Here is a 22,368-nt window from a genome sequence, read left to right as displayed (position 1 = left end):
TCCTGGAACACGAAGTCCTGTTTCTTCGCGATCAGCACCTCGAGCCAGAAGATCAGCTCCGATTCGCGAAGGTGTTCGGAGACCCCCAGGAAGTAAGTGCATTCTTTCCCTCCCTTCCGGGAAACCCGTTCATCGAGGTGCTCGAATCTCGCGGTCGCGCAGCCGGAACCGACGTCTGGCACTCCGATCTGACCTGGCAGGCGACTCCAAATTCCGCGACCTGCCTCCACGCCCAGGACATCCCGCCCTGCGGTGGTGACACACTGTGGTCGAGCATGACTGYCGCGTATGACGCGCTACCGGAGACGATGAAGAACCTCATCGACGGGCTCGAGGCCGTGCACGATTGGGAAAAGGAACTGACCGGCGTCGTCCGCCAAGGAGATGACGGGGAAGCACGGTACGAGGAAACACGCCGAAAGTATCCTCCGATGACCCATCCCGTCGTGCGCAAGCATCCAGAAACCGGTCGCAGACTTGTCTACGTCAACGAGTTGTTCACCTCACGCATCTCGGGGGTTCCTCCGCAGCTGAGTGACTCGCTACGAAACATGCTCACGGGCCTCGCCAAGACCCCGGAATATCAGGTCCGATTCCGTTGGGAACCGAACTCCCTCGTGATCTGGGACAACCGGTCGACGCAACACTACGCGGTCGGCGACTATCACCCGCACTACAGGCGCATGCACCGCGTCACCCTCAGAGGCGACCGCCCGGCCTGACACCCGGTGGCCTGCTGGGCGACCAGATTACCGGTCGCCCAGCAGCACTCATCCCTTCCTCGCTTTGGCGCGGATAGATAGATCCGCAACTGCAGAATATCTACCGGGGCAGGGGATCGAGGAAATCCCCGTCTCCGTCTTCATTCATTTCGTGTGTCATGGTTGCCGGTCCTGCTCGACGACCCACGCTGCGATCTGCGCGCGGGAGGTGAAACCGAGTTTGGTCAGTACATGCTCCACGTGACCTTGCGCAGTGCGGGGCGATATCACCAGTCGGGCGGCGATCGCCCTGTTGGTCAGGCCTTCGGCGGCGATCAGTTCGGCGACCTGCCGTTCACGTTTGGTCAGTTTCACTGAGGTATCCGACGTGGCGTCCGGGAGCCGTTCGCCGAGGGCATAGGCGATGGCGGCGTCAAAGCCCAAGCGCCGACCCTCTCGGCGCGCCGCCTCCATGGAGCTCTTGCCGAGCGCTCCATAGGCATTCTGTTCGGACTCCTCGCGGGAGACGAGTAATTGGGGGAACCCCACCGTGGGGCTGCCCACGGTGCGTCCGAGTTCGTCGGCGGCCGCCATCAGGATGACCGCGCGTCGCGCGTCATGCGCTTCGGCGGCGATCGAGCCCAGTGTCTCGAGGCACGCGATGGCGGTGCGCGGGGTATTCACCCGCCTGGTCAAGTGCAGTGACTGTTCGAGTAGCCGAACTGCCCGATCGGTATCACCATGGCGCCACACCGCGTCACCCATGGCCCAGAGCGCGAACGACTGGTACATCGATTCACCGTGCGCCTGTGTGATCGCGACGATCTGTTCGTAACAGTCACTCGCCCGCTGGGATTCGCCGAGTTGTTCGTAGGCCATCCCCAGCCGGTGCAGCACCCCGACGTGTGAAACGTCCTCCTGTGTGCCGAAAACGGTGCCGGCGCTTTCCAGTCGCGCGCAGGCGCGAGTGGGATCACCCCTGAAAAGGGCGAGAAGGCCGTCCGCGTACTCGATGTATGCGTGGCTCACCGCGTCGGTTGTCTGTTCGGCCAGCCTGCGGCCCTCCTCCACCAGTGCGGCCCCCGCGGAGAGGTCGCCCTGCAATTCGGCCAGGACGCTGCCGGCGTACACCGCTTTGATTCGCTCCAGGGTCGGCTCCGCTGGAAAGTGTGCAAGGACGCGGCCCAGCCAGAATCGCCCCTCGCTGAGCAAGCTCCGGGAGAGCCAGAAGGGGAGCAAGCTCGCGGCGATGCGAAGTCCGATGTTGGGGCTGTCGGACACGCAGAACTCCATCGCCTCCCGCAGATTCGCTTGTTCTCGCTCGAATCGTGCGATCCAGTCCAGTTGCCGGGAGCTGATCCACTCGGCTTCAGCCTCGGCGGTCAGTTGCTCATACCAGTCGCGGTGCCGTCGACGCAGTTCGACATACTCCTCGGTGGCCTGGAGCTTCTCATGCCCGTACTCTCGCAGGGTCTCGAGCAGCCGAAAGCACACGGCCGAGCCGGATTCCACCCGGATCACGATCGATTTGTCCACCAGGGAGGTCACGGCGTCAAGCGGATCCGACGATGCCAGGCCATTCCCGCAGACCTGTTCCACCGCATCGAGTTCGAAGCTACCGGCGAACACGGACAACCGAGACCACAACTGTTGCTCCTGCGGGGTGCACAGATCGTAGCTCCAATCGATACACAGCCGAAGGGTCTGCTGACGAGAGGGTGCGCCTCGGCTGCCGCGGGTCAGCAGCGTGTAACGGTCGGTCAGCCGCGCAAGGATCTGCTCGGGCGACATCGCCCGCAACCGTGTCGCCGCCAGTTCGATCGGCAGCGGCAATCCGTCCAGTCGATGGCAGATCCCGGCGACCGCGACACCGTTGTCCTCGGTGAGCTCGAATCCGGGCACAGCTGCGGCTGCGCGATCGGCGAACAAGGTCACCGCATCGTAGCTGGGCAGCCCCTGCAGGGAGGGCCGTCGGTCGGGGTCGGGGACAGTGAGCGGGGGCACCCGGAGCAGTGATTCCCCGCCGATACCGAGTGGCTCGCGGCTGGTGGCGAGGATTCGCAATCCCGGACACGTCCGCAGCAGCGTCTCGGCCAACCCCGCGGCCCCGCCGAGGATGTGCTCGCAGTTGTCGAAGACCAGCAACAGCTCGCGCGGCACCAGAAACTCCACCAGCACCTCGATCAACGGCCTGGCCGAGTGATCACCCAATCCGAGAGATGCGGCGACCATGTCGACGAGCAACGACTCGTCACGCAGCTCGCCCAGCTCCACGAGCCACACTCCGTCGGCGTAATCGCGGTGCGTGATGGTCGCGACCCGCAACGCCAGACGCGTCTTCCCCACACCACCGATCCCGGTGAGCGACACCAAACGAGAATCCGACAACAGGTTCTTGAGTTCTGTCACCTCGTTCCGTCGGCCGACGAAACTGGTGAGTTCCAGGCAAATATTCGTCTTGACGTCCCCGACGGTGCGCGCCATCGTCAGGCGCTGCACGACAGAGTTCGGCAGTTTCCGCGGCGAGGACCCCGTAACGCCCTGCACGGCCATTCCGTCGACCGCAAATCCCCGGTGGAGCTGGATCTCGCGGAGTTCGTCGCCGAGCTGGACGGCGGACGGGCGGTCGTCCGGATTCGTCGACATCGCCCGCTCGATCACTTCCGCCACGTCGGCGGAGATTCCCTGCTCACGTAAATTCGGCACCGGATGTGTTGTGATCCTCAGGAACTGGGCAACCAGCTGTTCACCGCTGCGCCGTTCAAACGCGGCGTGGCCGGTGAGCGCGCAGAACAGCGTCGCCCCGAGACCGTAGATATCCGAACTGGAGGTCGGCGGATCGCCCGCGATCACTTCGGGCGCGGTGAATGCCGGCGAGCCGGTCACGGTGCCGGTGGTCGTCTCGAATCCTCCGGAGATGTGCGCGATACCGAAGTCGGTCAGCGCGGGTTCGCCGTAGTCGGTGAGCAGGATGTTCGCCGGTTTCACGTCGCGGTGCAGGATGCCGAGCCGGTGCGCCGTCTCCACCGCGCCAGCCAGCTTTACTCCGAGCCGCAGCGCGTCGCCCAATGGCAGGGGACCGTGGTCTCGGATCCGCACCTGCAAGGAGTCCTGCGGGTGATAGGGCATGACGATGTAGGGGCGGCCGGTGGCGGTGGCACCGGCTTGCAGGACAGGGACGATGTTCGGGTGGCCGGTCAACCTGCCCATTGCCTGCTGTTCCCGGAAGAATCGTGCCCGGTTCTCCGCTTCCATGTCGGCGGTGAGGACCTTCACCGCGACCGTTCGGTCCAGCTCAGTCTGGACACACCGGTAGACAACGCCGAAGCCACCGCGGCCGATTTCCTGGGCGTCTTCGAGCCCGGCGGCTGCTAGCTCCGCTGTGACTGAAGCATCCACCGCGCGCTGTGTCCGGTACGGATCGGCATCAACCATCGGCTACGCCGATTCACCCGATCCGAGACACCCTTGACGATGCAGCACGGCGCTCACCTCACGAAAACGTCCTACCAGGATATCGCTGCAACGCTCGAGCCGGGACGCCACCGCCCTCTCCGAAATCCACTGGCAGTCGTTAGGCCGGAGAAGAGACGTTCTGCAGGATCTTGATGGGAGGCTCCTTGTCGGTGCTCGGCGGCCGGGCCTGGCGACGCGCACCCAACCTATCTGTTACTCACAGTTCCCCATACTCGGCCTGGCCGTTCAGATCGTGGCCGGTGGCCGCGCGCGCGTAGGAGTGGAGGCTGGCGATCACCTCGCCACGGCTGCGACGTCCGGCAAGCACCTCCATCTGGTAGCCGTCCTCCATGGCCACGAAGTTCGCTGCGAGCAGGCGCGGCGGGTCGGTGAGCGTGAAGTGACCCTGAGTCTGACCGATGACGAGAATGCCGTAGTAGACGGCGATTTGGCGCTCGGTCAGCGAACTGTCCAGGGCCGCCGCCTTGGCGTCGCGCAGCGATCTCGGCCAGCATTCGAACAGCAGCCGGACCAGTTCGTCGTCCGGTCCGCTCGCGACGCCGTGGTCGATGCAGGCCCGGAGGCGGTCGCGCGCGTCGGGGAACTGGTCGGCGACGCGCTCGCGCTCCTGACTGAACCGTTCGATGGCCCGCTGATACGTCTCGTAGATCAACGCGTCCAGGTCGCCGTAGTAGAGCACCGCCGCGGGGGTGACCCCGGCCTGCTCCGCGATGTCACGAAGACGCACCCCCTCCAGTCCGCGGGCGAGCACCGCCCGCTGGACGGCCTCACCGAGTTCGGCCCGGCGGGCCCCCTGATCCTTCTTCCGTGCCACGACTCTCGCTCCATCCTTTCCGGTTTCTATATGGAGATTTAGACAATACCTGCCCAGCTATTGACACGTAGATCACACTGTTCTTAAATTTCTGTTTAAAGAATCCGTCCCGATCTCAGGAGTCACCGTGTCGACCAATCCCACCGACGCCGAGACGAGTCTCGACCCACCACCAGCACCCACCGGAAAGGGATTGCGGGGCGGCTCCGTGGGTCTGCTCGCCGCAGTCGCGCTCGGCCTGTCCTCGGTCGCGCCGGCCTACAGCATCGCGGTCACGCTCGGTTTCGTGACGATGGTCGTCGGCAACCTCGCCCCCGCCGCCCTGCTCCTCGGTTTCGTGCCGATCCTTCTGACCGCGTTCGCTTTTCGCGAGCTGAACCGGGAGATGCCGGACTGCGGCACCACGTTCGTCTGGACCACCCGCGCGTTCGGTCCGCACACGGGATGGCTCTCCGGCGGCTGGGTGGTGCAGATCGCGACCCTCATCGCGATGACGGCACTCGCCCGAGTCGGAGCCGGGTACCTCCTGACCCTGCTCGGCCTGGATTCGCTGGCGTCCGACAACGTCGCGGTGATCGTCACGGCGGTCCTGATCGTCGCCGCGGTCACCACCATCGCCTACCGCGGGCTGCAACTCGCCGCGTCCGTGCAGTACGTGCTGCTGGGGCTTCAACTGGTCGCCCTGTTCGGCTTCGGAGCGGCCGCGTTCGCCCGCACCGGCGCCTCCGCACCGAGCCTGTCCTGGCTGAACCCGTTCGCGTTCGGCGGCTTCGGCCCCTTCGCAGAGGCGGTACTGCTGTGCCTGTTCATCTACTGGGGATGGGACGCGCTGATCACCGTCAACGAGGAAACCCGTGACAGCGACCGCATCCCGGGTCAGGCCGCGGTGATCTCCACCCTCGTCCTGCTGGGCACGTATCTGTTCACCGGATTCGCCGCGATCAGCTTCGCCGGCATCGGCACCGACGGGCTGGGCCTGGGCAATCCCGACAACGCGGGGGACGTACTCGCCACGCTCGGGCCGCCGGTACTCGGCGCGGGCCTGTCGAAGGTGGTCGAACTCGCCATCTGCGTGTCGGCGATCTCGGCGCTGCTCACGTGTGTCATCGGCAGCTCACGCGCCACCCTCTCCATGGGCGCCCACGGCGCACTGCCCCGCGCCTTCACCCGAATCCACCCCACCTACCGCACGCCCGCGTTCGCCACCGTGTTCTTCGGTGCGACCGCCGCGGTCCTGCTGACCGTCCTCACGCTCGTCTCCGGCAACTTCCTCGGCGACGCGATCCTTTCGATCGGACTGCTCATCGCGTTCTACTACGGCGTCACCGGTCTCGCCTGTGTCTGGTACTTCCGCCACCGCCTGACCGACTCGCCGCGCGACCTGTTCCTCCGGGGAATCCTGCCCGCACTGGGCGGGACGATCATGCTCGCCGCCTTCGCGCGCAGCGCCCACGACATGCTCGACCCGGGCTACGGGGCGACCTCGTTCCACGGCATCGGCGGGGTGTTCCTGCTCGGTGTGGGCTCGATCGCCGTCGGCGCCGTGGTGATGCTGCTCGTCCGCACCCGTTTCCGCCGCTTCTTCCGAGACGGCCGCACCGCCGTCACCGAACTGACCGTCACAGAGGACTGAACCCATGCGCACACTGACCATCGCCGCCATCCAGACCGCCCCGGTCCCGTTCGACGTGGAGGCCACCTGGCAGCGGTTCGCCGACCAGGTCCGCGCCGTGCGCGACACCTTCCCGCACGTCGAACTCGTCGTGGTCCCCGAACTCGTGCTGGCCGCGGAGGCGCCTCTCCTGCAGGCCCGCGCCGACTGGATGGACCAGGTGGCGCTGCCACTCGCCGGCCCCCACATCGACCGGATCTGCGCACTCGCCGAGGAAACCGGCCTGTGGCTGGTGCCCGGAAGCCTCTACGAGCGCGGCGACGACGACAGGATCTACAACACCGCCATCGCCGTGTCGCCGCTCGGCGAGGTGGTGGCCCGCTACCGCAAGGTCTTCCCCTGGCAGCCGTACGAGCAGACCGCACCCGGAAGCGAGTTCGTCGTCTTCGACATCCCCGGCACCGGCCGGATCGGCCTGGCGATCTGCTACGACGGCTCCTTCCCGGAGACCGCACGCCAACTGGCCTGGCTCGGGGCGGAAGTGATCATCCAACCCACCCTCACCACCACCCGTGACCGCGAGATGGAACTCGTCTGCTCCCGCGCCAACGCGTGGACCAACCAGGTCTACGTCGTCAACGTGAACGGCGCCGACCCGGCCGGGGTCGGCGCCAGCGTCGTCGTTGACCCCGAGGGCATCGTCCGCCAGCAGGCCGGGTCGGGCGAAGAAGTGCTCGTCGACACCCTCGACCTCGACGCCGTGACCCGGGTCCGCACGTACGGCACGTTCGGCCTCAACCGCCCCTGGGACCAGATCGCCCGGCACGGCGACGGGATCCGGCTCCCGATGTACGGCGGCGGGGGCATCCAGACACCGCCGTGGCACGACGACGCCGTGCCGGTCCCCGCGTCCACACCCAGCTGACCCGCCCTCCCGGAAGGGGCGGTCACGAGAGACCCGCCCCATCCGGGACCGGTCCTGGATAATTGCGAGGGTGAGGCCCCTCGCTGCTTCGTCCGTCGACACGGTCCTGCAGGACTATCAGCCGCGCATCCTGCGCCGCTACCTGTGGATCACGACTGCGCTGCATCTGGCGGGGTTCGTCCTCCCTCCCATGGTCGGGTTGTCGATCCGGCCGGAGACCGTCGCCGCTCGCACGGCCGGCGTTCTTCTCGGAGTGTTCGCACTCGTCGTGCTGCACCGGGGCGGGCGCAGGCCGAGCCGACGGGCCTACCAGGTCTGCACCACGGCGGCACTGCTCGCCACTCCGATCGTGATGTCCGGTCTCGTTCTCGCCGTGGCCCAACTCCTCTGCGCGATCGCGGCGATGTTCCTGGCGATGTATTTCGTCGTGTTCTACCCGAAGCGGCAGTCGCGGCTCCTCGTCGGATGCCTCACCGCGTTGATGGTGGTCGGAGTCGTCGTCGCACCCACCGCGTTGACGCTGGTGCCGGTCGAGGTGGACACGGTAACGGTGAAGGCCGCCGTTCTCGTCGTGGCCGTCACCTGCGTACTCGGTGCGGCCGAGATGTTCGGGTCCCTCACCCGGACCCTGATCGAATCGGCCAGCACCGACGGACTGACGGCCCTGCTCAACCGCGCCGGTTTCGAGCTCGCGTTCCGGCACGCCCTCGAAGGCGCGGGCACCGGACAGGTCTCCGTGACGTTGGTCCTCATCGACGTCGACCAGTTCAAGTCGACCAACGATCACTACGGCCACGCCGCGGGCGACGCTGTTCTCGTCGACCTCGCGAACTACCTCGCCGAGCACATGCCCCGCGGCGCCCTTCTCGCCCGGGTGGGCGGCGACGAGTTCGTCACCTGCGTGGTCGGCGAGCATCACGCCGAGCTGCCCGGCGTGATGGCGCAACTCGCCCGGCAGAGCCCGACCCCGTTCAGCTTCGGCTGCGCGTCGTGCACCGGCGAGGCCGACCCACTCACCGCGCTCTATCGAACCGCCGACCGCGAGCTGTACTCGGCGAAGCAGCGACAGCACCCACCCGAACCGCCCGCCGACGAACCCACACTGCGGACGGGGTGAAACACCTGGGCAGACGCCGCACCCTGCGTCATTCGGCGATTCGCGCGGTCACCGGACGCCGGTCCGCCGCCTTCACGTGGGTGACCACCCACACCGCTGCGACGACGAGTGCGCAGCCGGCGAACTGCCCGATGCTGGGACGCTCGTGCACGATCGCGATGGAGAACAGCATCGCCAGCACCGGCTGGAGCAGCAGCAACGTGGCGCCCACCTCGGCGGCGAGCCGCGGCAGGGCGAATCCGATGAGGACCCAGCCGAGCACCTGGCTGCTGAGCGACAGCGCCGCCAGCCATCCCAGCGCGGGCCATCCCGGTGTGAGGTCCACCGTTCCCCACAGCGATCCCACGGCGGTCCCGACGATGCCCGCGGCGATCGTCGACACGAACACCTGCGACGACGCCCGGTGTGCGGATCCGGCGCGGCCGATGACGAAGATGTAGATCCCGTAGGCCACGCCCGCCGCCAGCGACAGCAGAGTTCCGAGGAACAGCTGATCGCCGTCGCCGCTGCCGCCGAGGATTCCGCCGGCGAGAGCCACACCGGCGAACAGGAAGGGAACCGCCACGACGAACCGGACCGGCACCCGCGCACGGAAGAAGACCCACGCGAGCAGTGGCACGACGACGACTTGCACGTTGACGACGACGGTGGAGATTCCGGCGCCGATCAGGTGGATCGATCGCGCCCACAGCGCGAAGTCGACGCCGAGCATCATGCCGCCGAGCACCTGGGCGCCGATCACCCGACGCGGAATCCCGCCGTACCGCCGAAACTCTTGCAGCGCAAAAAGACCGAGGATGGGCAGCCAGCACACACCGGAAGAACGTCGACGTGGCCGGCTCCACCCCGGACAGCTTGATGAGACTGCCGGTCAGCGAAGTCGCCACCGCACCCGCCAGCACCAGCAGTCGCGGATCCACGGACGCGACGCTGAAGGAGGGGCTGACGAGGGCACGGGGACGCAAACGGAGAGCGGTAGTCACACCGAGAATTCTCCGAGGCCCCAACCATTACAACAAGTGAATAGTCGTGTCATGAAAGCAGTAGCATCACTACTATGTTGAGCGTCGATCGCCTCCGCGCGCTGTGCGCTGTCGCCGAACACGGATCGATCGGCGCCGCAGCCCGCGCCCTGCACGTGACGCCATCCGGGGTGTCGCAGCAACTCGGCAAGTTCGAACGGGAGGTCGGCGTCCGGCTCCTGGTGCCCGCGGGCCGCGGCGTCCAGCTCACCGATGCCGGCCGGCTCCTGGCCCGTCGCGGGCAGGAAGTGATATCGCTTCTGGCGCAGGCCGAATCCGAAGTCGTCTCCCTCGACCGCGACGTGGTGGGAGAACTGCGAATCGGGTCCTTCTCCTCCGCAGGCAGAGTCGTCGTGCCGACTGCCGTGGCGACGCTGCGCAGGCGTCACCCGCAGCTCGCGGTCAGCTTCTTCGCCGGCGAGACCGAGGACCTCATACCCGCGATCGTGCGCCGGGAACTCGACCTCGCCGTCGTCGACAGCTGGGTCACGATGCCACTGCACCTGCCCGAGGACGCAGTGCACACCCTGGTGCACCGCGACTCCGCCGACGTCGCACTGTCCCGGGACCATCCGCTGGCGTCCCGCGATCACGTCGATCTCGACGAGATCGCGGACATGCCGTGGACGACGTGGAAGAAGGGCGCGGTGTACCACACCTGGCTGGTGCAGACGTTGCGCAACCGCGGCGTCGAACCGGATATCAGGTACGAAGTGCCCGAATTCGCGGCTCAACTCGAATTCGTCGCGCACGGTCTCGCCGCCGCACTCGTGCCGCGCCTGGCCCGCGTCTGGGTGCCGGACAACGTGGCGATCGTCCCCGTGCGCCCCACACTCGAACGCGAGATCTACGCACTCCGCCGCGCCGACAACGACCGCCCCACGGTCAGGGCCGGGATCGAGGCACTGACCGAAGCCTTCGCCGGAATCGGCGCGTGACAGCTCCCCCGTCGCCCGACCTTTCGCGACAGGTCTGACGCGGCCACACCGGCCGCGCACGAACACCTGCCAGAAGGCCCTACACGTGCAGGCGTTTCGGTTGCACAATGGTGGTGGGCAACCACCCGGAGGTGCGCGATGAGCGAAACGTGTGCAGCGCCGACACGGCTGTGGCGTCTGGGTCCATGGAGCCGCAACCCGCTCATGCGGGGGTGCGACCGGCTCCGCTCCGCGATGGTCCTCATCGGGGTGTTCTTCGTGCTCATGATGATTCCACTGGCCGCGGCCTACGGAACCGAGACGTACTCACGGCTCGACCAGCAGACGCAGGCCGAACTCGCCACCCAGCACCCGACACCCGCCAGGCTCGTCGAGGATTCCCGCACCGGAACCACGGGAGAACCCCTGCCGGCCGCACCCCAGTATCAAGCCCACGCACGGGTGCAGTGGTCGGCGAACGGGCAGACACACACCGCCGACGTTCCCACCGAATCGGCCGCGAAGGCCGGCCAGACCGTCACCGTCTGGCTCGACCCGAACGGCGATCTCGTCCCGGCGCCGGAGACCGGTTCGCAGAACGCCGCCACGGCGGTGAGCGTCGCGTGCGGGATCTGGGTGACCGCGACCGGCGGGTACTGCCTCCTCTTCCTCGTCGTCCACTGGGTCGCGTCCCGCCGGCAGCAGGCTCAGCTCACCCGCGAATGGAACGAACTCGACCGACCACCCGGGTGGCACGTCAGCTGACGGACGACGGAACCGAGCCGCGACGGCTACCGGCCGGGTGCCCCATTCGGCGGCTGCCCGCCACCCTCACCGGGACCGCTCGGCGCGGACTGCGTGTTCGCCGACTTCTCGGCGACACCGATCGTGATCGAGATCGTCATACCGGTGGCGGGTTCTCCCGACACGGTGGCCAACTCGGCATCCCAGCCGTCCCCGAACACGTTGTCCGAGTCCAGGGAGACCTTCGACAGGTTGCCGACACTGTTCGCGTACCCGCTGTCGTAGGCGAAGACGGTGGTGCACGCGTCCTGCGGCACTGCGATCTGCGACGTCAACCGGGCGCCCTCGCCCGCCACCGCAGATTCCAGTGAGTCGAACACCTCGAAGTGAATGTGCGGCCAGCGTCCCGAGTAGCAGGCCGGGAAGATCGACGTGAACGACACCGTGCCGGCGGAGTCGGCCACCTGAACGCCGCGCAGGTAGTTCTGCTCGGTGATGCCCTGACCGTAGAGCGAGTACTCGCCGTCCCGGTCGCAGTGCCACAGGTAGACGGCCATTCCCGCGCCGGCCGCGCAGTCCTTCGTCAGATCCTGCAGGTTCAGTTCGATGGTCGTCGCGACACCCTCCGCCGTCCCGGAGTACGCGCCGAAGCTGCTGCGAATGTCCTGCCGGACGATCCCCGACTCGACCAGCACGTTCGGGCCGTTGGACCCGTCACCGGGATACGGTCCGGCCGTTTCCTGCGGCGCCGCCGCCACGCACGTGCCGTCGCTCACCGTCTCCGCCGTGGTCGCGGCGGCCCCTGTCGACGACGAGGACGACGTCGCCGTCGATCCCGCCGACGAGCACGCCGCGAGCGCGGTCGCACCCGCCGCGCCGAACACGAACAGTGCGCGGCGACGCGACAACATCGATTTCAGGTCGTGGCTGAGGCCGCGATCGTGCTCGTGCACTTCGTCGGCGTGGTGACGCGGGCTGTTCGTCATGAGGACCTCTCCATGGGCTGTTCCGGTTACATCCCATACAAGCGGTCGCCGGTGCGGGCCCCCTCGAGCTTCGCTGTGGAGTCGCTGTGAACGCCTGTCGCCCAGCAGCGGTCGCCTTGGGGCCGTCTCGCGAGACGCGTCGGTCAGAGAGATTCGGCGCCGGCCGTGCCGGAGAATGATTCGTTCTCGAGGTCACGCACGAGGGGGATGCCGAGCGCAGCGAGCAGCATCCGGCAGTCGTCGGCATCGATCGAATGGTGGGCGACCGTCCGCTGCGCCTTACGGACGGACTCTTCGTCGAGCTCGCGTTCGCTTTCGAATATAGAAGCATCCCGGTCGGACATGGCTCCCACCTTTCCTCGGCATCACCTGAATAGCCCGGAGTGAGGCCACCGAAACCGACACGGGACAGCGCGACCGGGTGACGTCCGAAGCGGATTCAGATCCGTCCGAGGTGAGGTACGAGGCCTGTCGAACCGGCCCGCGGGAGGATCAGCGACTGTAGGTCGCGAACAGCCTGCGGATGCTCTCGTCCCAGTACTGCTGGCGCCGGCGTTCGACCGCGCGGGAGAACATCGCCCACACCGCACCCAGGAGCAGCGCGCTCGCGGCGAGGGTAATGAGCACTGCCGCGACCGCGGCGCTGACGACGTCGGAGGTCGTGATCCGCGGGCCGGCCCAGCTTCCGTCGTCGCCGACGGCGATGGTCTTCGAGGTGCCCGCCGGAGTCCCCGAGGGGACCTCGATGCTGTCGGTGCGGGACTCGGAGCCCCATGCCCACGTCGCCTTCACCATCGGGGTGGTCCGGACCGAGCCGCGGGGCGACAGGGTGATCGGGGCGTCGGCGTTGGTGACGGCCTCGACGAGGGTCGTGGTGGCGCGTTGTTGCGCGGCCCGCGCACTCTCCTGGTGGTACTCCCAGGTGCCGATCACGGCGGCGAGCACGATCGCGAGACCCGCGAGGGTGACGATGACGGATTTCAGGGTGGCCGCGAAACGATCGACCGGTCGCGCGAACGGGTTGGACGGTCGACCCGACACCGAGTACACCACGGTTGCCTTCGAGCGCCCCAACACAATCCACCTCATTGTTTCGTCCACGTTAAATGTCAGCTTCACCAGTGTCGCCACTGATCAGGCAACAGGGAAACCGAAATGGACAAACTTGACGAGTCTCACACTCCGCGGGCAGACCGGAGTCGGCCCCGCTCAGCGCTGTGCGGGGCAGAGCGGCACTCAGGTTTCGAGGTGCGGATCGGACTGTTCGCTGGACACCGTCCGGCTGCTCAGGTGCCCGCCGCCCCACTTCGAGTCGGTCCCGGCGTGGAGTGCGAGCAGGTCGTGTCCGAAGTCGTTGTCGAAGTCCCGCAGCACGGTGTGCAGGTGGTTCCCGCCGCCGACGGCGTTGACCGCCTCGATGAGGTACCGGTCGGTGTGGACGCGGAAGTAGTGCGGTGCGCCGCGCTTCTGCGCACCGGCCCACGCGAAGAAGACCCGGTCGATGCCGCCCTCCCGCAGCGCCTGCCGGTGCCGGTCGCCGGCTTCCTCGGGCAGTCGCTCGAGATAGCAGTCCACGATCCCCAGCAGTGCGTGCTGCTGGTCACCGGACAACTTCGCCCCGCTGATCCCGGACGGCCGATCGCGGACGAACTTCAGGGCGACCCGGTCGGCGTCGGTGATGGTGTACCCGGGCATGCCGAGGTCGTAGTGGTCCGGGTATTCGTAGGCCCCGATCCGCGGCACCTGCCGGGTCACAAAGTCGGCCGGTGCGACGTCGTGGATGACGGCGAGGCCGCGCTGCTCGTCGTCCAGGGAGGCCAGCAGGTCGAAGGCCAGGCCCTCGTCGTCGGCGAGGGGTTTGAGCACCCCGTCGTACTCGGTGGGCTGCGCGCCCAACGCGACCGGGGTGGCGGAGATCCACCGCTCGTCGACGATCGTCAGGTTGAGGCAGACGTGGTGACCGAGGAAACGCAGCGTCCAGGTGTCCTCGAATCCCGGCCGGCCGAAGAAGGTCAGGAAGTACGAATCCGAGGTGCGCCAGGTCTGCAGTGCCGGTCCGAGGAAATCCTGCTCGTAGTCCCGGAGGACGTGCTCGAGTTGGGGGATCGAGAGCACCTTCGTGAAGGTGCGCAGCGGCACGGCCAACCGGATCAGATCCCACACCAGCACCTTCTGGTGACGGTCCAACTGGTGCAGCGGGATGCCGGTGCGGTCCGGTTTGGGGATGATGTCCCAGTTCAACCGCCGCGGGTCGTCGAAATCGTCGATGATCGCGGTCGCCCGTTGCCGGGGGTCGAACGTATCGATCAAACCCATGGCGGTCACGAGCAGCTTGGTCGCCGTCTGAGGCGCCTCATGGAGAGCAGACACGTGAATCTTCCTTCTCGAGTGTGGAGGTGGAGCGTCCGGCGAGGGGAGGTGTTCTCACCATCCCGCCGCGATGTCGATCGCCTTCTCGGCGCTCGCGAGGTCGCCGCCCCGCCACGCCACGTGCTGGTCGGGTCGGACGAGGACGAAGGGGGCGCCGAGGAGACTGCCCAGAGATCCCCCGGTGTCGGACAATCGCAGCACCGTCACAGGGACACCGAGTTCCTCGGCCTTCGCCGTCAGCGGTTCGAGTTCGGCGGTGTGCCGCGAGGATCCCACGTCGTCCAGCACGACGAGGGTGTACTCCGGGCCGAGAACGTCGTAGAGCGAACGGCCGTCTCCCAACCACGCGTGCGGCAGTAGCGCTCCGGGGCACGCGGTGGGCACGTACTCGACGGGATCTTCCGCCGGCGGCGCCGATCCGTCGGGCACGATGACGGGCGAGTCGGTGTAGGCGTAGCCGAGAACGAGTCCGAGTGAATGGAATTCGCTCTTCTTCACGGCGAGCGCCTCTGCCGTGCGGCGGCGCGCCTCCTCCGCTGCCGGACCGTCCTGACCGATCTCGACGGTGGAGAAATGATGCGCGAGAGCCTTTTCCTGCGCTCCGGCTTCGGCGATGGTGCGGGCGGCGACGGGCCGGCGTTCGGCTTCGTAACTGTCGAGCAGTTGCGGCCCGGCCCAGCCGCGCAGCGTCGCCGCGATCTTCCAGGCGATGTTGACGGCGTCACCGATGCACGTGTTGTACCCGTGCCCGCCCCATGGCGGATTGAGATGCGCGGCGTCGCCGACGAGGAACACCCGGCCCTTGCGGTAGCTGTCGGACAGCAACATTCGTGCCACCCACGGGTCGGTGGCGATGATCTCGACCGGGACCGGCTCTCCGATGAGGCGGTGCACGAGCGCGGTGGCGTCGACCTCCTCGTCCCGGACGTCGACGCCCTGCACGATCGCCCACCAGGTGTCCGACAGGTCGAGCCGGCCCACGATGCCCGCCGCCCCGGGCGCCATCACCCAGTGGTGGACGGCACCGTCGAACGGCACCCGCTCGGCCAGGCCCGGCGCACGGAACAGGATGCTGAGATTGGGGCGCTCGCCGGACGTGCCCTCGAACCGGGCGCCGATGGACTCGCGCACGATGCTCGCGCCGCCGTCGCACCCGAGGACGTAGTCCGCCACGACCGTTCGGGTCTGCCCCGGACCCTCCACCGTGGCACGGACGGTGCCGTCGGGGAGTTCCTCGAGCGACGTGACCCGCTCCCCGAGTTGCAGGGTGGCGAATTCGCTGCGCTGCACCGCCTCCCGAAGCACGGTCTCCACGACAGGTTGTGGTGCCTGCTGGCCGCGTTCGGGCGCCACCGTCGGGGTGGCGACGTCGAGCTGGAAGCCGTTCTCGAACCGGGTGATCTCGTGGCCCAGCAGAGTCGAGCAGAACACGATGTCCTGCGCCCACTCGACGGGAAGGGGCGACGCGGCACGCACCTCGTCGGCCAGTCCCCACCGCCGCAGGTGCGTCATGGTGCGGGCGTTGGTGGTCTTGGCGCGCGGGCGTTCGGCGTCGACGTCGACCCTCGGTTCGACGACCAGGCTTGCCACCCCGTGGTGGGCCAGTTCGAGCGCGGCCGCGAGCCCGGACGGCCCGCCGCCGGCGATCAGTACCGGTGTCCGGTCGACACCGGACGCGACGTCGGTCATGCGCCCTTCCTTCCGCTGGCATCGACGATCGGGGTCCGCAGGACGCCGAGCTTGTCGATCTCCACCTCGACGATATCGCCGGGCCCGAGCAGCCACGGTGGGTTGCGCACGTAGCCGACGCCCTCCGGGGTGCCGGTGGCGATGATGTCGCCGGGGTGCAGGGTGAACGTCTCGCTGATGAGGGCGATGATCTCGCCGACCGAGAAGATCAGGTCCCGGGTGTTGCCGTCCTGCACGACCGTTCCGTTGACGCGGGTCTGCACCCGCAGACCGTCGGACAGATCCCCGACCTCACCGGCGGGAACCAGCGGGCCGAGGGGGCCGGACCGGTCGCCGTTCTTGCCGAGCGTCCATTGCGCGGTCAGCTTCTGCGCCTTGCGGGCGGTGAGGTCGTTGAAGCAGGCGTAGCCGAGCACCCCGGCCTGGCCGGTGGCCGCGTCGACGCTTTCGAGCCGGGTGCCGATGAACGCGGCCACCTCACCCTCCCAGTCCAGGCCCGCCTCGTTGGCCGGCACCGGCGTCGGGGCTCCGTCGACGCTCAGCGACGGGGTCCACCGCCCGAACAACGTCGGGTAGGGCGGCGGGGTGAAGCCGCCCTCGGCGGCGTGGGCCTTGTAGTTGAGGCCGACGCAGATGACGCGGGCGGAGTCGGGCACCGGCGGCACCACGCTGACGAGCGTGACGTCGATCTCGGGCGATTCGAGGTGTTCCGCTCGTGCCACCCAGCCGGCGGCGTCGCTCCAGAATTCATCGAGTGAGGCGAGCGGTCGAACGAAGCCGTCACGGAGGACACCCACGGTCACGGCGTCCTGATCCTTCTTGCGGTAGCCGACAATCTTCATCTATTTCATCCTTTTCGTCCGCCACCGTTCGGTGGCGAGTCCTAGCGGGAAACTTCGGTGCTGCGCGCGGTGGCCGCTTCGAGGTGGTTGTCCGCGGCGGCGGGGGTGGCGCGGGGGCGTCGAGGGAGGGTGGCCATCACGACGCCGCCGATCAGCGCGGGCACGGCGAATGCCAGTGAGCTGACGATGACGGCACCGCCACCGGCGACGAAGAACGCGCCGTACGTGGGGCCCGCGATCGCGCCCGCCCGGCCGATTCCGAGCGCCCATCCGAGCCCGGTTGCCCTGAATCGGGCCGGGTAGAACGTCGCGATGTGATCGTTGAGCATGTTCTGGGTGCCGAGGCCGCCGAATCCGGCCAACGCCACCAGCAGCATCAGGACGGCGGTCGGCGGGTGCGTGCCCAGCAGCGCGAGAGAGACTGCGGCCGTGGAGAACCCGGCCAGGACCAGCGGCTTCGGACCGAACCGTTCGGCCAGCACGGAGGCGAGCAGCGTTCCGACGATGGCGCCGGCGCTGTAGACGAGCAGGAACGTCACCGCCGAACCGATCGGGTAACCGGCATTGCGCATGATCTGCGGCAGCCAGGTGGTCACCCCGAACATGGTGAGCATGCTGCAGATCGCGACGAACCAGATACCGACCGTGGCCCGCCCCATCCCGTCACCGAAGAGTTTGGCGACCGGCGACTTCGACGCCCGGTCCTCGGAGGATCGTTCGGCGACGAACGCCCGCGACTCCGGCAGAAACGCGAACGCCAACGGCAGCAACGTGATCAGCGGAACCGCACCGAGTGCGTAGACCGGACGGAACCCGAACTCCTCGAGCAGCAGCAGGGACGCCGCCGATGCGAGGACGCCGCCGAACGCCGGTCCGGTGAGCACCATGCCGAGGATCCGGGACCGGTAGGCCGGGGACGCGAACTCCGCCGCCATCGCGATGGCGGTGGGCATCAACCCGCCGATTCCCAGGCCGGCGACCAGCCGGGTGGCGGCGAAGATCTCGAAGGTGGGGGCGATAGCGGTGGCCAGGGTTGCCGTCGAGAAGAGCGTCAGGCACGCGAGGAACAGGCGGCGGCGGCCCAGGATGTCGGTGAGCGTCCCGGCGGTCAGCGAGCCGATGAGGACTCCGACCAGGGCGGCGCTGCCCACGGTGCCTGCCGCCCCGGCGGTGATGAACCAGGGGGCGTGGCCGATCAGGGCGGGCAGGGTGGCGCCGTAGACGAACAGGTCGTATCCGTCGCTGAGGAGGGCAGCCCAGCAGAGGACGGGCACGAGCACTCTGCCGCGGCCGCCGGGCGAGGACGTGGAGAAATTCATGCGGAACACTCCTGGTCAGTGGGGGGAGGATCAACTCCTCCGATAAACGGTTATAACCGTTATGTGTGATGGTAGCCACAGACCACTGCCCTCTGTCAAGCACTGCATTCGAGAAAGGGCTGCGAGAAGCGATTGCTCAGTGAGCGTGCGCCTGAGCAGCCGCGCGGGCACGGGCCGGGTCGCCGGACTCGATGGCATCGACCAGCGCGCGGTGCACGTCGATCCGTCGCGCGAAGTACTCGCTGTTGGTGGCGCTTCGTTCGCGGCTCGCTCGCGTCGCGTGCTGCTCGACGTAGGTTTCGAGGCTCAGATAGGTTTCGCGCAACACCTGGTTGGGGCCGATCGCCACGATCCGGCGATGCAGATCCCACACGGCACGGATGAACGCCTCGGGGTCGCCGGCCGAATCCTCGAGAACGGTCATCACCTGCCGCAGGTCGGCGACGTCGGCATCGGTCCGGTGACGGGCGGCCAGTTCCGTCACGAGGGGTTCCAGTTCTTCCCGGACGGCGATGGCGTCGGCGACTCCCGCCGCGTCGCCCTCGACGGTCAGCAGGGTACGGCCGAGCCGGACCACCGAGGACGGTTCGGCGACGAACAGGCCACCGCCGGGTCCGGGCCGGACGGTGATGACTCCCCGATCCTGCAGGAGCCGGACGGCCTCGATGACCGTTCCGCGGGCCATCCCCGACTCCGCCTGGAGTTCCCTGCGGGTACCCACCCGATCACCGGGCGCGAGTTCACCCGCGGCGATCCGGTCCTGGATGTGGGCGACCAGGGACTCTGCCCGGGTGACGGTGCTCTGGATCGCCATGGCACGAGTGTAGAGCTCGGCCGCTCCGGACGTGTGCGCGCCGGACGGGTCTCAGCGACCGTCGCCTCGTGCCGGCGGCGGGCCGACGACCTCGAGGTCCAGCTCCGCACGCGCCCGCGCGAACCCTTCGGCCGGGAACTGCATGTCGCCGCCCTCGGTGTGGACGTGCGCGTCCGTCGGGACGTTCATGTACTCGAAGAACTTCTCGAACACGCCAGTGGTCAGCAGGCCGAGCATCTGCGTGTTATGGCTGTCGAAGGCGAAACTGTGGATCGTCCCGGCCGGCGCATGGAGAAAATCACCCTTGGTCAGCATGATCTCCCGGCCGTTGGCGTGCAGGAGAATTCGACCCTCGATGCAGAAGAAGTTCTCTGTGTGCTCACGATGGAAGTGACGGGGAATGTACGCACTCTTGCCGCCCATGGTGTGCATCGCGAAATACGTTCCGCCGGTGTTCCGCGGTCGTGCGAGGTAGGTGTTCAGCTGGTCGAGACTCGCCCAGCGGTCGCCTTCGCCCGCCTGCAGCACGTAGGGGGACTCCGCGGCGGGCAACGCCGTGCCGGTCACCGCAGGCAGGTCCGTCTTCTCGAGATCGTGGACCCGGACACCGAACCGGTCCGCGAGTTCGGATTGCCGCGCGTCCGACATCGGCGCCGCCTCGGCGTCGAAGACGTGCGATGAGGTGGCCTGACCGGTGGCTTGCGACCACCGGTGCCCGTCGCCGACGGTGAGCCAGCTCAGGAACCGCGTCCGGTGCGCGAGCATGCGGTAGGCGTACGGCGTCCCGGCCGGGACGGTGACCGAGTCACCGGGCACGAGCAGGTGCGATTCGCCCGGCAACCAGATCTGCAGCCGCCCGTCGGTGACGTACAGGAAGCGGTGCTCGCGATCGTGGGCGAGGAACGGCGTCTCGGTTCCCTTGCCGCCGTAGACATATGCGGCACCGAATTGCCCGCCGGTGTCCTCCGGCCGGGCGATGACGGTGATCAGTTGCCCGCCGAGTTCGTGGCGCTCGCCTTCCCCGGCGGCCATGGCGTAGGGCACGCAGCGGCCGGGGAGGGTGTCGAGTTGCGGAGCGGCAGCGTGGACCTCGTCGAGGACGGGAATGTCGAAAGTAGTCATGGGGTGGGTGTTCCTGGTTTCAGTGTGTGCGAGAAGAAGGCTTCGACCGCGGCGAACGAGGCGGAGGGGTACCTCTCGGTCAGTGCGCGACCGAAGGCGCTCACCGCGCGAGTCGAGGCGGGCGCCTGCGGATCTCGTTCGAGATGGCCTTGGTCGAGGGTCTGGTCGGGGCCGAGTTCGAGGACGTGGCCCGGGTTGAAGAACCCGTGCCCGAATCCCTCGATCAGATAGAGAATGGCCTCGTTGCCGTGCGCGACGAGCGCGTCGTACAACTCCACACTCTGCGTGAACGGCACCAGGTTGTCGCCGAGACCGTGCATGACCAGAAACGGCGGTGCTCCGGGCGCCACCTGCAGTGCGGGGCTCGCGGATCTCGCGGCGTCCAGTCGGTCGCGGATCGCGCCGCCGAGCAACGATGCCTCCGGGGAATCGTCCTCCCCCGGTGCCCGTTCCGCGGAGAGGTCGACGAGGCCGGGCAGGTCGGCGGGCCCGTAACCGTCGACGACGGCCTGCACCGAGCTGTCGACTGACGCGGGTTCTTCCCCGGGCAATCGTGTTGTGCCCGAATGCACTCCGGTCAACGCGGCGAGGTGCCCACCGGCGGACGAGCCTCACACACCGATCCGGTCGGGGTCGATGCCGTGGTCCGCGGCGTTGGCACGCAGCCAGCGCACCGCCCGCCGGACGTCGAAGAGCTGGCCGGGGTGGCAAGTCCCGGGCGCGAGCCGGTAGTCGATGCTGACCATGACATAGCCGTGCCGTGCGAAGTGCTGCACCAGATCTGGGCATGCAGTGCGGTCTTGAAGCCGCCAACCACCTCCGTGCACCCACACGATCGCAGGCAAGGGGTGCTCTGCTTCGGCGGGACGGACGAGATCGAGTAGCAGATCGGGCGCGTACTCGACGGTGGATCGGCGGACGACGGTCGAAGCCGTGTCCAAGGGACTGAACTCCTTCGGATGCAGGACCCGGGCCTGGGTCGCCGCTTGCGCGGTTGTAAGGCCCTTCCTTAGGTCACTGTCTGTCGGGCACAGTAGCAGCTTCGGCAACCCGAACGGAAGACCCGCACCTGCCCCGCGGCTCGCGTCATGCAGCGATCGTCGCGTGCATCTCCCACACGATGATCTCGGCACCGGTGTCGGTGGTCACCTGTTGGCCGCCGCCACCGCTGAGCCGGACGGCGTCACCCTCGGCGAGGATGCCGACGCCTTCCATCGACGCTTCGCCGCGCGCGACGAACACGTGGAGGAACGGGGCGTCGGGCAGGGTGATCGGCGCTTGCCCGGGCTGCAGACGTGCGACGTGCATTGCGGCGTACTTGTTCTTGATCCGGATCGCCGAGTGGTCCGCGTAGTGCGGCATGCCCGACGCGACGGGCACCAGTCCCCCGGCGAGCAACTCGTGGTCGATCTCGAGTTGCTCGTAACCGGGTGTGATGCCGGCTTCGTCGGGCACGACCCACATCTGGATGAAGTGGACCGGATCGGTGTGCTCGTCGGCGTGCTCACCGGTGACGCCGTCCAGTCGCCACGAGTCGTTCTTCTCCGAGTGCAGGATTCCGGTCCCGGCGCTCATGCGCTGGGCCAGTCCGGGGTAGATGACGCCGGAGTGTCCCATCGAATCCTGGTGCACCAGTGAACCCTGGAGCACCCAGGTGACGATCTCCATGTCCTGGTGAGGGTGGGTGTCGAAGCCCTGACCCGGGATGACGATGTCGTCGTTGTTGACCATGAGCACCCCGTGATGGGTGTTGGCCGGGTCGTAGTGGTTGCTGAACGAGAACGAATGCTTGGAATCCAGCCAGCCGGCGTCGGTCTTGAACCGGTCGTCGGCTCGGCGGACGTCGATGCGGGGTGGGGTGATGGCGGCAGTCATGAGCGAATCCTCTCCAGGTTTC

Annotated in this window: 18 protein-coding genes and 2 pseudogenes; 6 read left to right on the top strand and 14 right to left on the bottom strand. The window is 67.7% G+C overall.

All coding sequences use genetic code 11. The annotated features are described in order from the left end of the window. Nucleotides 1-2 precede the first annotated feature (2 nt). Entirely contained in the window at nt 3-722 is a 720-nt protein-coding gene (locus AC1D1G_RS04965) for a TauD/TfdA dioxygenase family protein (RefSeq protein ID WP_477951401.1), read from the top strand. A 156-nt stretch (nt 723-878) separates the two neighbouring features. Here AC1D1G_RS04965 and AC1D1G_RS04960 read toward each other — a convergent pair whose 3' ends face one another. Then, nucleotides 879-4,136, bottom strand: coding sequence for a protein kinase domain-containing protein (locus AC1D1G_RS04960; RefSeq protein ID WP_477951400.1), 3,258 nt, complete (start codon nt 4,134-4,136; stop codon nt 879-881). Between the two features lie 238 nt (nt 4,137-4,374). Next, a complete protein-coding gene (locus tag AC1D1G_RS04955; RefSeq protein WP_283354554.1) occupies nt 4,375-4,992 on the bottom strand; it encodes a TetR/AcrR family transcriptional regulator in 618 nt (205 codons plus the stop codon). A gap of 127 nt (nt 4,993-5,119) precedes the next feature. Between AC1D1G_RS04955 and AC1D1G_RS04950 the strand changes: the two genes are divergently transcribed. From AC1D1G_RS04950 to AC1D1G_RS04940, 3 genes are all read left to right on the top strand, one after another. Continuing rightward, nucleotides 5,120-6,625, top strand: coding sequence for an APC family permease (locus tag AC1D1G_RS04950; RefSeq protein ID WP_283336486.1), 1,506 nt, complete (start codon nt 5,120-5,122; stop codon nt 6,623-6,625). Nucleotides 6,626-6,629: 4 nt separating this feature from the next. After that, entirely contained in the window at nt 6,630-7,529 is a 900-nt protein-coding gene (locus AC1D1G_RS04945) for a carbon-nitrogen hydrolase family protein (protein WP_283336485.1), read from the top strand. 70 nt (nt 7,530-7,599) lie between these two features. Then, on the top strand, nt 7,600-8,646 hold the full coding sequence (locus AC1D1G_RS04940; RefSeq protein ID WP_477951399.1) for a GGDEF domain-containing protein: 1,047 nt from the start codon (nt 7,600-7,602) through the stop codon (nt 8,644-8,646). Nucleotides 8,647-8,674: 28 nt separating this feature from the next. Here AC1D1G_RS04940 and AC1D1G_RS04935 read toward each other — a convergent pair. Next, a pseudogene (locus AC1D1G_RS04935) lies at nt 8,675-9,629 on the bottom strand (DMT family transporter). Between the two features lie 74 nt (nt 9,630-9,703). Here AC1D1G_RS04935 and AC1D1G_RS04930 point away from each other — a divergent pair. Both AC1D1G_RS04930 and AC1D1G_RS04925 read left to right on the top strand, forming a co-directional pair. Beyond that, nucleotides 9,704-10,606, top strand: coding sequence for a LysR family transcriptional regulator (locus AC1D1G_RS04930; RefSeq protein WP_105423218.1), 903 nt, complete (start codon nt 9,704-9,706; stop codon nt 10,604-10,606). A gap of 138 nt (nt 10,607-10,744) precedes the next feature. Continuing rightward, entirely contained in the window at nt 10,745-11,350 is a 606-nt protein-coding gene (locus AC1D1G_RS04925) for an Rv1733c family protein (RefSeq protein WP_280784808.1), read from the top strand. 26 nt (nt 11,351-11,376) lie between these two features. Here AC1D1G_RS04925 and AC1D1G_RS04920 read toward each other — a convergent pair whose 3' ends face one another. The 11 genes and pseudogenes from AC1D1G_RS04920 to AC1D1G_RS04870 all read right to left on the bottom strand — a co-directional run bounded on the left by AC1D1G_RS04920 (nt 11,377) and on the right by AC1D1G_RS04870 (nt 22,346). Continuing rightward, nucleotides 11,377-12,315, bottom strand: a complete 939-nt coding sequence (locus tag AC1D1G_RS04920) for a dioxygenase family protein (RefSeq protein WP_283354549.1) — start codon at nt 12,313-12,315, stop codon at nt 11,377-11,379. A 143-nt stretch (nt 12,316-12,458) separates the two neighbouring features. Next, a complete protein-coding gene (locus AC1D1G_RS04915) occupies nt 12,459-12,659 on the bottom strand; it encodes a hypothetical protein (protein ID WP_105423212.1) in 201 nt (66 codons plus the stop codon). A 148-nt stretch (nt 12,660-12,807) separates the two neighbouring features. Then, a complete protein-coding gene (locus AC1D1G_RS04910) occupies nt 12,808-13,392 on the bottom strand; it encodes an Rv1733c family protein (protein WP_105423210.1) in 585 nt (194 codons plus the stop codon). Nucleotides 13,393-13,551: 159 nt separating this feature from the next. Further along, nucleotides 13,552-14,685, bottom strand: a complete 1,134-nt coding sequence (locus AC1D1G_RS04905) for a DUF3500 domain-containing protein (protein ID WP_477951398.1) — start codon at nt 14,683-14,685, stop codon at nt 13,552-13,554. A 54-nt stretch (nt 14,686-14,739) separates the two neighbouring features. Next, complete coding sequence (locus AC1D1G_RS04900) at nt 14,740-16,374, bottom strand: FAD-dependent oxidoreductase (protein WP_477951397.1); 1,635 nt, start codon at nt 16,372-16,374, stop codon at nt 14,740-14,742. Continuing rightward, entirely contained in the window at nt 16,371-17,216 is an 846-nt protein-coding gene (locus AC1D1G_RS04895; RefSeq protein ID WP_477951396.1) for a fumarylacetoacetate hydrolase family protein, read from the bottom strand. The genes AC1D1G_RS04900 and AC1D1G_RS04895 overlap by 4 nt, the downstream gene beginning before the upstream one ends. A gap of 41 nt (nt 17,217-17,257) precedes the next feature. Further along, nucleotides 17,258-18,535, bottom strand: a complete 1,278-nt coding sequence (locus AC1D1G_RS04890; RefSeq protein ID WP_283336477.1) for an MFS transporter — start codon at nt 18,533-18,535, stop codon at nt 17,258-17,260. 136 nt (nt 18,536-18,671) lie between these two features. Then, a complete protein-coding gene (locus AC1D1G_RS04885; protein WP_477951395.1) occupies nt 18,672-19,349 on the bottom strand; it encodes a FadR/GntR family transcriptional regulator in 678 nt (225 codons plus the stop codon). 51 nt (nt 19,350-19,400) lie between these two features. Next, entirely contained in the window at nt 19,401-20,471 is a 1,071-nt protein-coding gene (locus AC1D1G_RS04880) for a quercetin 2,3-dioxygenase (RefSeq protein ID WP_283354545.1), read from the bottom strand. Further along, a pseudogene (locus AC1D1G_RS04875) lies at nt 20,468-21,604 on the bottom strand (alpha/beta hydrolase fold domain-containing protein). The gene AC1D1G_RS04880 and the pseudogene AC1D1G_RS04875 overlap by 4 nt, the downstream one beginning before the upstream one ends. Beyond that, a complete protein-coding gene (locus AC1D1G_RS04870) occupies nt 21,558-22,346 on the bottom strand; it encodes a pirin family protein (RefSeq protein ID WP_009476980.1) in 789 nt (262 codons plus the stop codon). The pseudogene AC1D1G_RS04875 and the gene AC1D1G_RS04870 overlap by 47 nt, the downstream one beginning before the upstream one ends. Nucleotides 22,347-22,368: the final 22 nt, after the last annotated feature.

This window comes from Rhodococcus sp. P3_B8 (genome assembly GCF_056402775.1).
Note: the sequence above shows the minus strand (reverse complement) of the source record. Positions and strands in the feature narration are given on the sequence as shown.